Origin of the sequence: Mesorhizobium sp. B1-1-8 (assembly GCF_006442795.2) — a bacterium.
Taxonomy (GTDB): domain Bacteria; phylum Pseudomonadota; class Alphaproteobacteria; order Rhizobiales; family Rhizobiaceae; genus Mesorhizobium.
Genome location: NZ_CP083956.1, coordinates 5499671 through 5512702 on the forward strand (window position 1 = coordinate 5499671; position 13032 = coordinate 5512702).

General features: G+C 55.7%; 9 protein-coding genes. All 9 read right to left on the reverse strand.

The genetic code is table 11. The annotated features are described in order from the left end of the window. Window positions 1-88: 88 nt before the first annotated feature. The 9 genes from FJ974_RS26815 to FJ974_RS26855 all read right to left on the reverse strand — a co-directional run bounded on the left by FJ974_RS26815 (window position 89) and on the right by FJ974_RS26855 (window position 12887). Window positions 89-2833, reverse strand: coding sequence for a CHAT domain-containing protein (locus FJ974_RS26815; RefSeq protein WP_140533018.1), 2745 nt, complete (start codon window positions 2831-2833; stop codon window positions 89-91). A gap of 133 nt (window positions 2834-2966) precedes the next feature. After that, entirely contained in the window at window positions 2967-7286 is a 4320-nt protein-coding gene (locus FJ974_RS26820; RefSeq protein WP_140533017.1) for a hypothetical protein, read from the reverse strand. Window positions 7287-7429: 143 nt separating this feature from the next. Continuing rightward, window positions 7430-7792, reverse strand: a complete 363-nt coding sequence (locus FJ974_RS26825) for a hypothetical protein (RefSeq protein ID WP_140533016.1) — start codon at window positions 7790-7792, stop codon at window positions 7430-7432. Between the two features lie 23 nt (window positions 7793-7815). After that, window positions 7816-8886, reverse strand: a complete 1071-nt coding sequence (locus tag FJ974_RS26830) for a hypothetical protein (RefSeq protein ID WP_140533015.1) — start codon at window positions 8884-8886, stop codon at window positions 7816-7818. Next, window positions 8883-9572 carry an acyl-homoserine-lactone synthase gene (locus tag FJ974_RS26835; protein WP_140533014.1) on the reverse strand — a complete coding sequence of 230 codons (690 nt, stop codon included), beginning with the start codon at window positions 9570-9572 and terminating at the stop codon, window positions 8883-8885. Before FJ974_RS26835 ends, FJ974_RS26830 begins: the two co-directional genes overlap by 4 nt. An 86-nt stretch (window positions 9573-9658) precedes the next feature. Continuing rightward, window positions 9659-10381: a LuxR family transcriptional regulator gene (locus tag FJ974_RS26840; RefSeq protein ID WP_140533013.1), complete on the reverse strand. Its 723-nt coding sequence runs from the start codon at window positions 10379-10381 to the stop codon at window positions 9659-9661. A gap of 264 nt (window positions 10382-10645) precedes the next feature. Then, window positions 10646-11095 carry a MucR family transcriptional regulator gene (locus FJ974_RS26845; RefSeq protein WP_140533012.1) on the reverse strand — a complete coding sequence of 150 codons (450 nt, stop codon included), beginning with the start codon at window positions 11093-11095 and terminating at the stop codon, window positions 10646-10648. Window positions 11096-11187: 92 nt separating this feature from the next. Next, window positions 11188-11628 (reverse strand): replication-relaxation family protein, encoded by a 441-nt coding sequence (locus FJ974_RS26850; protein ID WP_181177097.1) that lies wholly within the window; start codon window positions 11626-11628, stop codon window positions 11188-11190. Between the two features lie 1016 nt (window positions 11629-12644). Continuing rightward, window positions 12645-12887, reverse strand: coding sequence for a hypothetical protein (locus FJ974_RS26855; protein WP_140533010.1), 243 nt, complete (start codon window positions 12885-12887; stop codon window positions 12645-12647). Between the last annotated feature and the right edge of the window lie 145 nt (window positions 12888-13032).

Here is a 13032-nt window from a genome sequence, read left to right on the forward strand (position 1 = left end):
CGTATACAGATTACGAACGTCACAGACCCGGACTGAGTGCCGCGAACCTCGCTTGCTGACTGCCTCGAATTTACCGTGCCGTATCGGGTTACCACACTTCGTTGCCTGACCGTTCATGAATAGCGTATGACGCCCAGTAATATGGATGAGCAGCGTCGATAAGATCGCCTTTTATTGCCCCGCTAATTGCCGCTCTTTGGGCTTTTGCCAGGGCCAGAGCCAAATCGCCCGATTGCGCATGCTGGCAATATGCCTCAATCAACTTTTGGCCGACGGCGTCAGTCACGCGCCAGAACGACGCCAACACGGTCAAGGCACCTGCACGCAGTAGAGAATAGGGCAATCCGATCGGCGGACTGCCCGATACCGAAAACGAGTCCGCAGAATAGCACGCGGACAGTGCGATGTATCTTGGAACCCGCGGAAGCGCTTCAATGTCCTTCAATGACAAGATCACGCCTTGCCCACAATCATCTAGCACCACGAGGCCAGACGATTGCGGCTCGCCGGGATCAAAGGAACCATGGCAAGCGAAGTGGATGCGGGAGACCTTTGTCAGCCAACCGAGAATGCTGGATTTCGTGGGCTGAGGATCATCCGGAGAGTCATCGGTGAGCCTGATCACATCGCTACCAGCCTGAGCAAACCAAAACAGCGCTGCTCGACCTTCTTGGGAGACGCCTGGTAAGGGTGGAAAACTAATTGGGTTTCCACCCCTACTGGTCGCAATATTGACAGCCGATCTTACCGAGACCACGCACGCAGGGCCGTCCTCGGTTGGTGAGTTCTTGCTCGTGATCGTGTGGCGACTGGCAAATGTGAATGCCTCGATTAAGTACTGACCTCCAACTCTCAAGGCACCGATTGGAAGATTGGTTAGCGGCCCATCAGTTTCGACCGAGACGCGGCCTTGGCTACCATCAAGGAGACTAAATGTTTCCTCCATCTTCAGCGCGTCGACGATGTCCTGATTTGCCAACCGTAGGGACTCGAAAGCGCGGTCAAAATCGACCTGAATGGTTCCCGGTTCGGCAAAGCGCGCGATCGAGCTCGCTGAAGTCCACGCGCGGAGGGCGTTGTGCCATGCGTATGTCATTCCGGCCAGGTCGACTGCATCAAGAGATAGAATTCGCCACCAGACACGACTGCCCCGCCTGACAACAACAAGCGTGGTGGAGCGCAGAACGATGAAGATAACCGATTGTCCCCCGCCAAACTCCGTCGCAAACCACTTCCTGAGAGACGACATCCATCGAGCCGGCTCTCTTGGACCTTGCGCTGTTCTCGAGCGCCTAAAGATGCGTCGGACGCGACGGCTGGCTTCGCTGTCCCTTCTGAAAAGCCGTCCTGCTCTGGTAGATAGGCCACTCGTTGCCAGGCGCGAGACCTCCACAACGTCCTGCTCCAGCTCGTCATCGTGGGGACTAATCTTGTCGATCAGATAGACCGAACGGGTGTGGATATCCATTCCCTGAGTTAGCGAGTGGATAAGACGGTCGGCCTGTTGCCTCGCTCCTTGCGCGAGGCTTTCATCGCCGCACTTAGATGCGATGCCGCTTAGGATTCGATTGCATTGCCATTCGTCCAATCTAGCCCCGAGCAATTCACACTGAGTGGCGGCAAGCTGAGCAAGCCGGTAAGCATCTTCAAATTGGCCCGCTTTGTTACACATTAGCGAGGAAAGGATGTTCATTCTTGCGATCAATATGGGCGAATCCACGGTTTGAAATTTGGCGCGGCAAACGTCAAATGCTTCGGAAGCGGCTGCTAGATCTCCTTCATCGAGATGCATACGAATTAATGTTGCACGCTGCGCGAATTCCGAGTCGAGCTCGTAGGCAGGAACGCGAAGTGTCCACTGGGTTAGTCGCAGCGGTACCTGCTTTTCCTCATCTTCGGTTTCGGCGCGCTCCCCGTAGAGGTCAGACAACGATTGAGTGAATTCGGCATTAAAATTCGCCGATCGGGCGACTTGTAGCGCTCGGATGAACGCGACCTCTTCGCGTACCGCCGATGTTAAGGAGCCCCAGTCAATCTTCTCTAGAAGTGCCAAGACGCTTTCGGCCCGGCTCGCTTGGTTCATAAACATGAGAACGTGTGCCGCCTGGATCAGCCAGGCAGCGATTGCCCTATTGGAGCCGACAGACCGGACCAACCCACCCACTTGTTCGAGCGAACGAACTGCAGTCGCCAGATCATCGCCCAAGATATGAAGCCGGGAAATCAGAGCCAGTCTGCGCAATTCAAGTGGGGCGAAAACAAAAGGTCTAGCGGTCGGACTAAGACACCCGAGTGATTTGGCCGTAGCGAAATCCCCTCTCTGCAAGACGATGATGGCGTCTGCCAATTCAATCCTTTCTCGAAGGAGCAACACCGAAGCCTCCGCCGACACCACCTTTCCCAGCAAGGAGCCCGCTCGCGCGATTGTAACTCTGGCTTGAGAGAGCAAGCCACTTGCGGCGAGCAGCAGGCCTACCGAATGATAGACTCGCGCCGCAACCTCCCGACCATCCGGTGCGTCAGGCTGCGCGGCATGCAGTATCCAAGGCTGTCGAAACTCCCAGCTTTCGAAATCTGCCGTGCCAGCCGTCGCCGCCATGCCGGTCAATTCAGGCGCAAATCGTGCTAGCGCGGCGTCCGCGCCGGCGCGGTCTCCAAGCTCTAGGGCGGAACGGGCAGAGTGAGCTGCCGCTTCGGCCTGCGAAAGGACGCGCACTCTGAAGGGTTGATGGGAGGCATATGCTTCCGCCGTGCGGCAGAACGCTTGAGCGTCGTCATCACGATCGAGCACCATGCAGATATCAGCCGCGTCGAGCACGATCTGCAGGTCCAAACGATCGACTACCGACCCGGAAGTCAACCGTTGCACCGAGGCTTCATGCGCATCACACAGCGCAACCAGTGCACGAGCGAATTGTCGCCCCCTGATTGCCTCATTGGATCGCCAGACCGGCTCGAGGCGAGGATCAGCTGTCACGCACGGATTTCAGACAGGAAATTGGGACAATTTGCGCGCTCTTCTCGACTGGGGCTGCGAGAGGTACGAAGCAGCCGCTAGTGACCGTGGAGGGGCTTACTATCAACAGCAAGCTCCCTTTTGTAGCAGCGAGCGCGGACAATCGTCCGGAGTCTGAATCGTCAGACCGCATACCGCCTGAATCTCCGCCATTTCCGGAAGGAGGACTATTGCATGCTGCCAAATTTGAAGCTTCCTCAGGACAGACATAGCCGGTGACAAGATGTTCCATGAAGGTGGCGTACTCGGGAGTCCACACCTTCTCCCCTCGCTCAAAGTCGGCCAATGTCGGCTTTGCAATACTACTGCGGGCCAGACCAAGACGGACGTTTGAGCTAACAATAATGTCGTCAGGCACTGCCGAAAGAACGCCGCCGGCGATCAAGGCTTCAGGATCGCGGATTTCCAACACAACTGCGTCACGTTCGATGGTTGCGAGCACAAGAGGGTCTGACAAGTTGGCGAGCCGATATTGCGCGTCGGTGTAGATCGCGCTGGCTTTCAACAGCTCACCTGGCAGCAGCTTACGAGCCTTCACGGGTGCTGGCACATTAATCTGCACGGTCGATACATCGGCACCTGGCTCGACATGCAGACCCGTGCCTAGTCGGCGCTGACTGAGTTCTGCCAACGCGATATGATCTGACTGCAGGTTTCGCTGCCATGCTACCGCGCCCTTGTCGCGGGCAACTATGGCGGCTCGTTTCGACAATTCGGCTGCGTATTCGGACGGGCTCAATGGCCTCTTGAATAGCGCAAGCAACGGATCGGCCATTGGCCTGCCATCGCGCTGCAGACGTGTTGCCGTATCGGTTAGCGCTTCCTCGCGATTGGGGCGGAAGGCGGAGTCGAAATCGTTCTGAAGAAGCTCGGCAGTTTGGCCATCCTTGGCCGCTTCAGCCTCTGCAAGTTGCATGCGAAGGTCTTTGCGAACACGGGCAATCGCCGCCAAGGATTTGCGAGCGTCTGGCCCCATCCCGTTCGTGAGCATGTCGGTTAGCTCGGACCGCACTTGGGCGATCGCAGCAGCGTCGAATTTTGTGTCGAGCGAGGCTTGAAGGAGCAAGGTGTCGTCGCGGCCCGCGCTCTTCAGACGCTCCAAATTGAGATCTTGAAATGCCCTAACAAGTTCGTTCAGCGCCGGCTTGCGTTTGCTGATAGCAATTACCGCTGAACCGTCGTCGGCGATAAAGTTCCCTCGAAAAGGATCCTCTGGCGAGCCAAAGGCAAGCTTGGGCGTGTCGGTCGGAGGCGGACCACCAGGCGGGCCCCGGATCATGATCGCAGCACTTCCGCTTTCGCGGGGAGTCCTGGTCACTTCGATTTCAAAAAGGTCGGCCAGCTTTTCGGAAACTTTCCCTTCCTCAACCTCGCGCGATAGAACGACGGACGGCTGTTGGAACAGATCAAGGAAGCTTGGCTTCGTATCGGCCGCCCGCATCTGCCATCCTTTAGCAATGGTTGCAGATCGCGGCGGCTGCAGCTGAAACTCGTGCCAATGGAGGCCAGCCCGGGCAAACAGTGTCTCCTTGTCGATTTGCACCACCGCATCTACCCGCGGGTCTGCAAGCAGCGTAGTCGCCCAATATTGTTGCGGCGTCCGCGATAATCCTACCGAGAGACCTTGTGCGATCTGACGCGATAGCGGCTCAGCTTCGATCGATAGAAAATTGTCATTCGCGTTGACAGAAAGACGTGCGAGTTGTCCGTCCCCGGTCGCCGAAACTATCGACAGCGTTCCGGGGGAACCGCTCGAACTCAATTCCTGCGTGAACTGGGTGTCGCTGAGTTCAACGCCATTGCCGCGGAACAAAACTGCTTGGTCGCTCGCAGAAATGCCACCGGAGGCGTTAATTTCGACGGCCTTGGCGGAGGAAACTACCTTTGCGCGCAACGGTGAATCGAAATTGATCGCGTACGTTTTTTGATAGCCATACTCCGGGGCAAATTTCACACTGAGCGACTCCGGGCCTTTGACCACGTCCTGCGCAGTTATCTGCCCACGCCACGCTGCGCCATGGGTGCCCAATTCTTCGATTGCCGCACGTTCGCCCAATTGTGCTGCACGAGGGAGCGACACTCCGCCCCGAAGCGAATAGGTCTGACCACTCCAAATTTTCCCGTCATCAGGCCGACCTTCGCACCAGGTAGTGGGTGCGAACTGCCAGCCGTTGTGGATGATATGTACCGTTTCGACGGAATCCTCGGCCGGTCGTGTGAGGTGATCAAAGCAACGGAGCCAAGAAATATTCTTATTGTCGGCAACGACGTTTGCGTTCACCCATTCCGGGAACCAAAGGTTCCGCCGGACGGGTTCCTGATCCATTTCATCCGCGAGTTGCGGGGCTACAATCTGGAGATGGCCCCGAACGACGTCGAGCGCGAGAGACCATTTTGTGAGCTGGTTGAGTTGATCGTATCTCTGTTCGAATGCCGCGATGCTAGAGAAATTGTTGTTGAAAAAATCGACCCACCTTTGATCTAGGGAGCTCGGTTGCAGCTCGCGCTCTTCACCGGTCCCGCTATTTGAAAGAGCAAAGACCCTCGTTGCCGTTCGGCCAAATGTGACCGCCTTCTTATCGGTGTCTAAACGGAATGAATCATTTCGTAGGCCAAACCAAATCCGGGTAGCCGGAATTTCGCTGTCTGCTCTCGCCTGAACCGGGTCGGCGGTATCGAAAACCGTAGGCACCCACTCCGCAATCGCCTTTCCGTAACTGCGCGAGGCGGTGCCGTCGAAGTCCATTCCGTACAGCTTTGCGAGCAAGTCGGTATAGAAGAGTATTTGACCGACCTCTGTGCCTGCAATGCCGCCATCATATCGGGCCGTCTGAAACGATGATTCAGCGAAGATCGCGTCGTCAACGGACCGGAGCAATCCGCCGCTGCTAGCGTTGTCCGGAGATTGCACGAGCCCCAGCATACATCTCAGCAGTTTGGGGTTTCGCCGATCGAGAGAGTTCAGAAGCGACTGCTTGTTTGCATTCAGTCCTTTAACGAGCGCATCAATGACTTGATCTGCCACCTTCTCGGAGTCGTTCGTGGCGCCATCCTGCGCATCTGGATCCGATGCGCGCTGTAGTTCAATCAATTGAACCAGCCGACCCTTGAGACTAGCCGTGTCACCTGCGGTGATCGCCTTAATGCTCGCGGCTAGGAGATCGAAATTGTATTCTGGGTCCAGGGAAAACCCCGGCGCGCCGCGCCGGAGCGAACGCTCTTGTGCAGAGCCGCTGTTTTCGATTTGCTCAATGGCTTCAGTGAGGTCAAGCAGCCGTTGCTCATCAGATGATTTCGACGTCTTTTCTTCTAATTGAGCCCTGCGCTCTACAAATGCACAACTTTTGGCGACTCCTCGCAACTTATCAATATCGTTGACTATCGATTTCTGAATCTGCGCTTTTGCCTTATTAAAACTGTTGATTATTTCAATAGCTTGGTCTCTATCGTCAGAAGCATATACCTGACTATTTACTATTTTTTTTGCCGCCTCCAAGGCGTCAGCTAAATCTTTATTTTTCGACAACGTTTCCTTGACACGTTCTTCCGTCAATTTTTGAACTAGGGCAGTATATTTCGCTTGAGTCCGCTGCGACTCTTCATCGATTCCTTGGTAGCTCTGTAGTATCGTTGCCACGTGCTCCGGGGTTATTTGCCGAAACGCACGTGCCCGATACTTTCTACCGGTGGCCGTGAGGCGTCCTCCGTCGACGCGCAGGGAGATGAGATCATCGACTTTGCCAAGGAACCCTGCCAAATCACTTCGATTTTGAAGGCTGGACTCGACCCAGCCATAGGCGTCCGCGAAAAGCGCTTTTCCATCTATTGGTCCTATGCGTTCTAGGCTGGCGGTCCAGGCTTGCGGGACTTTTGGAGAGTTTTGGTCATTAATGCAGTAGATGATAACCTCAGCGCGCGTAGGCCTCACTGCCCGTCGAACAACAAATTCGTCCGCTGCCGCAGCGATGGCATCTTGCCGCTCAGCTTCCGTTGCGCCCAACGGGACCAACACCACCATGGCATCGTCCGCAATGGGCGCCCAGCGAATGACCCCATTCTGAAATTCGCCAACCGAGCTTGTGTATCCAACCCGGGTGACCGGCGTCTCATAGCTATTGCCGGCCACGTCGCTCGCGTCGGACCCGAACGAGCGTAACACGGTAAGAAGCAGCCAATCTCTGATCTGTTCGCGCGCCTCATAGGGCGTCTCCCCTAAGAAGGTTTCGCCACGAAGGGTGAGCAAAACCGGACGTCTAAAGCCGATAGGCAACGTCTCTTGGACGCCTTGGCCTGACACAGACGAGAGCGACAACGACGCAACACTGGCAGCGGCCTCTGTCGAATTCAGAGCCCACGCATACAGCCCTCCCGCGACAAGCGCCAAGGCGGCAAAAACCGCGAGCAAGTATCTATTCATCTGATCGCCCCCGCCTGCGTCTCTAGAATCTTCTGAGCGGCCGTGAACCGTTCGAGTTCCGCTTCGACATCCTTGGTCGGGGTATCGGGATTTCTTCGAATCCAGCGGAAGAGCGACGACCCGTAGAGCGCGAGCACGGTGCGATCTAGGTCAACGGAAGGATTTCTTGGTCGCGTGGCAAGGAACGCTTCGGCTCCTCGCATGGCCGAAATATCGAAACCCGCCTGCCAATCTTCGTCGATCTGCGCCGCCAATCTATGGCGGGTTTCAAGCATCGACCGCTGTTGATACAGCAGGTAACCGCCGTGGCCGATCGCAGCCAGCAGAAGCAAAATGATTAGCCCATAAGCTATTTTCACGGCCTTTTCTCCACCACGCAGGGCTAGAGCGACATGGCGTCCCCGATCGATAGCGGACCCGTCGGGGCAGACTCAGCAGCCCGAAACTGCAGGAGGTCAGGCTGGTGCTTATTTATGTTCGCAATATCAGACTGGATGTCCGAGCCACTACGCTCCACCGAGGCGGGGGGACCGACTGCGCCTCTCACTTCATTGATGTTTGCCTTGATCCCAGCGATAAGGCGGGCCTTGTCGCCGTTCGTGAAACTCTCATGCACCATGACTTCTGCGGCGAACCGCCTGTAGCTTTCGGTAATCTCCGCTTCCGAATTGGCGCCGCCTTTCAGAAGACTTCCGACTATGCTGTCCAAAGTGGATTTTGCAGAACTTGCTATCGGATGGGTGCTCAAGTCATCCCTCTCGGATACGAAATCGAGATCAAGGAGGACAATGTCTGCTTCACCGACGATCCGGCCACGAGAGACAACGTCTGTCCCATCGAACGACAGCGTACCGGGCTCGAGTTCGTGACCGGATCCGATTAACAGGAAGCGCTTGTTCTTTTTCAAGCCGGCCGCAAAAAGCTGCACCTTAAGCCCCAGTTGCAAGGACAGTTTGTTGCGGGAAAGCAAGCCATCGATGGCGCTCTTTATCGGCCCCGCAACCGCAAACGCCGCAGACAACGACGTGTTATTGGCGACCTCCGAAATAGATTTGGCAAAATTTAGAAACTCCTGGGCCCAATCGTCACCCGGCGCCGCGTACAGCCCAATTTGGACACCGATATCACCACCACGGTAGACGCTTATCTCTGTCAGATTCTGACCACGTAAAAATACTTTATTGAGGCGGGAGCTGCTGTCTTCGCCTGGTATTTCAGGAGTTACAACGACCGTTGTGTCCTTTATATTTCCATATGATCCGAACGTGATGTTTCCGTGTATCACTGGATAGTATTCTCTGAAAAATCGCGAATAGTTCGCTATCTTCATCAATTGAAGCCTGACTTGGAAGTAACAGTTGTCCGAGACTATCTTCGCGTCATCGTCTGACCGCGGATCGATCGCCACCCCAAGGATATCCTTGGATTCTCTTGCAAAGAACTTTTTGATCATAGGTGACGACATAGTGCCCACCCCGAACGTGCGTCGCTGTTCATGCGCTTTTCAGCTCTTTCCATAAACGGCAATTGGGTCCCCCGCCGCACCAGGAGCGAACGGTCGATGCCGAGCATCTTGCGGACGCTTGCCAGCGCCGCCTCATTCACGTCGATGTAGGCGACGATGTCCCATTCGCCATTCACTTCCCTGGCCATGCCCATCGGCTCGGCCCGCCACTTGAGCGCACCGTGGTGAGGCATGAAGTAGGTCTCCTGGACACCGCCCACCGCGCTGAGGCCCTCATCGAAGGCGTACTCCATCACCGCGCAACACAGCTGGGTGAGCGTGCCTCTGAGTCCGCTGGAGCGTTTGTCGGGAACGACGAAGGTGCGCGTCAATTCGGCCCAATTAGGACGTCTTGGGACGCCGGATTTCTCACACAGGTGTGGAAAGACCTCCGAGACCATGTGCGGCTCGCTCGTTGGGATCAATCGAGCCGAGGTCACTACCCGATCGTCTTCGATACCGATCAGGTACGTGGCTGCGTCCGTATCGAACTGGTCTAATTCGCGACCGTCTGGGCTGGGAGGGCGCCACTGTTTCTGGTGCACGAAGAAGTCGTGACGGCGGCGCAAAAACTCGTCGAATTCGTTCTCGTAGAGATGCTTGTTTAGCGCATTGACAACGTGGGCCGAAATCATCTCGCAACCCCCCCCGATATTCTCTCAGCGGGATGATTGCAGTGATGCTAAAATACGTCACCTGTCCGATCGGACAGTTGACGCGTCTATGGATGGATCAAGCGCCTGCGAACGGCTTCGACGACAGCCTGGGTGGTCGTGCCAACGCCAAAGGCTTCGCGAGCCCGCATGGCATGCCATTTGACAGTTCGCTCGGTCAGGCCAACGATCTGGGACGTTTCAGACGAGGTTTTGCCAGCGGCTGCCCACAGAAGCACTTCCTTCTCACGTTCTGTCAGGACGCCATCAGCTTCGTCGTCGACGTCCGATAAGGCCTGAATTGACATGCCGGCATAGACCGCCATGGTGACTAGCTGCACTTGCTGACGGGGCGAAAGCTTGCAGGCCTTTTGCGACGAGGCGAACGATAGAACCGACTGCCAATGGTGCACGCTAAGCATGGGCACGGCAAAGCCGCTGCAGATACCAAACTCAGTCGCTTCTCCAGCAACTCGACGCGAGCCTTCGGTTGCGGACCATTTTGCCGGGACATCGGCCCAGACAAACGGCTTCAAAGTCTTCGCCGAATAGATGCAAACGCCGTCGACAGCGGCGTGCTCGGCTTCAACGTAGCGTTCGAACCAGCCGGCGGGCCACCCGTTCAATTCCACCATTGGTGCAAGCTTTTGCCCGCCGAGCGGCACCCCGCTCAGAATGAGGTGTTCGAAGCCAAGATTCCGCACAGTTTCAAGGAGATCGCTCAAGAGCGGTCCAGTTGCCGTGTGCTTCCGGCAGCGTTCGACAAAGTCGAATACATCTGAATCGATCATGCCGAAGACCCCACAGCGACATGCAACTAAATCCTACTTTAGCAACATATCATCCAAAGGCCCGCCTTTTTTCGTCGGGAACGTGTCGCTTTTTGTTGTTTCTAATGGGATGCGGAGAGGAATTGACGGGCCTAGCTGCCGCTACGAGGCCGTCATTGGATAGCGATTAGGTGCCGATGCCATAATAGTGCGCCATCGCAGGAAGGCGTGAGTGACGTGAATCTGGTCGTGTAGGTAGCGACCGGCTCTCATTCCTGCCTTGGCTTACTTTTTGCGCTTGGTCCCTTTGGAGGCCACCTTGCCAGTCGCTTTGCGGCCTAGACCGGCGGACTTCGCAAGCGCAGATCTCTGGGCCGCATAATTTGGCGCAACCATCGGATATTCCTTCTGCAGCCCCCACTTGGCCCGGTAGTCGTCTGGCGTCATGTTGAAATGAACGCTGAGGTGCCTCTTCAGTGATTTGAACTTCTTTCCGTCTTCCAAGCAAATGATGTAGTCGGGGAATACAGACCGCTTCGGATTGACGGCAGGAATAGGAGTAGCAGTCGGCGACGCACTAGGTCTACTAAGGCCGAGCAGCGCGGAGTTAACGCTTGCAATAAGATCCGGGAGGCCGGAGACAGGGGCCGCGTTGTTCCGGACATACGCCGCGACAATATCCGCTGTGAGACCCAAGAGGTCGTTGCTCACCTGGGTTTCTGTGTGATCTGCCAATGTAAACACTCCTCTTTTCCGTAGCTAAGTGTCGAAATCCAGCCTCAATAAATCGGCCAGAAGACGACATTACTAGCGGAGCTTCGGCAGTACTACAAGCTATGCAACTCGACATCCTTCTTGCCCGCACGAAGCCACGGTTCCGAGAACGGCACAGGCATTGGCCTTTGACAAAACTGCGCGCCTGCGGGCAGACATTTAAAGAGCATATATGCATTTCCCGTTCCAGATGAAATTTTCATAGTTGTCTCAAGCATCCGCTCCAACTGCCGACGGCTCGTCGTCAGAAACAAAACCACTAGGCCTTCGTCAAATCCATACTGACGCTTGTAAGACTGGCCACCGATGAACTGTCGATATTGCAGAAGGCTTCTCAGATATGACTTGCGTTCAAACGAACTCTCAGAAACCATCTCGGTCGACCGATCAAACTCCAACAGAAAGAAAAGTTTGCGGGCTCCATAGCGAATGCCGAAAAGCTGATCAGGAATGAGTTTGTGCGAATGTCTTCGCCCTTCATAGGTGAAGGACACAACAGCCGAGAGGCTGCGATCAGCAACGATTTCATGCCGCGGAATGAATGCGAGTGCGGATAGTCAAATGTAGCGAGTTCGATTGAGGCTAGTGCGCAGGCGAGCCCCAATTGGTGCTCCCACCAGCCCCCATGGCCTACTTCCACGTACCGCCCAGCATCACGAAGTGCCCGGAGAGAGCAGGCATTGATTGAATAGATGTTGGTGTGATCGCGCGGCAGATAGCCGCCTGGCAACGACGGAAACTGAGCAGCGGGCTTGTCGAGATACCGCCCGCCATGTGGCGTATTTTCTTCATGAAAGAGGTCGGTCAGCCTGTCTCGCGCCCTGCCCAAGCTCTTGCGGCCGAAATGGCGAGAATACTCGAGTAAGTAGGGTGATGGCAGGGGTCCGTGGCGTCCTGCCACACCGTTCGAACCTTTGTGGGGATCGACCGGCAGATACTAATCGAGGAAATGAAGACGGCACTTGAATCCGAACCACGGCGGGAATTGATTTTAGAGAACATAGCAATTCTCACTCGGGATCCGGACGGTTCACCTTCCCAGAAATCAGCTCAGCATAAACACCGATCAGTTTTGTAAGCCGTTCCGCTGCGTCACGCGCTGATAGCTCCTCACCGTACAGCTTTTTCCAAAGGGCAATGAACTCGGCAGACCTTTCGGGGGTCACAGTCGCTCTTGACATCTCGCCATTCTGTCACTGCATTACCAAGCCAAAAGACCCCCATCTCGTCCTACGTGTCACATATCGCGGCGTTGATAATTTCTGTCTCCTTTTGCTTAGGATGACGAGGTCAGGGGCGATCTGCGATTCCTAGAATTCCGCCTCAATCGCAAGCTCGCGGTCTTCCTCGCTTTCAAATATAAGGCATGGCTTGCTTCGCATTCTTGCCCATGTGCCCGATTGTATCAGATTCGACCGCCGCGACGCGCCATGTCTTCGTCGTCGATGTGAAAGGCGGTTCGCAGCAGCGGCAGCACAACAGCGGGTTCCGGTCGGAGGTCTTGTCGATATCAACTACGCGCGCGGGGTACTTTTTTCAACTTTTCAACCTCCAAGCCCAACTCGACAAAAGCGGAGCGAATGCGTGTGGGCGTGAATTCGCTTCCCAGATCGACGATCAGTCGAGAATTGGTGCCTGACACCGAGAATTCGAAGACTATGCCCCCATCCTGCTGCTCTGCCCTTATTGAGCAATCGCCACCAAACCTTTTCAAAGCCAAGGCGATGTACCGATCGATGAAATCACCAGTCATTGTCACCCGGTTCCTTCATTTCGCCGCTCTCCAGATAGTCCATTGCTGGCCGCTTGGTGCGCTCAGCCGCCGCCCAGCGCGCCGGCACGCATTGCGGCGGCCAATGCTGGAACTCCTTGTGGCGGTCACCCTATAGTGGGACCGC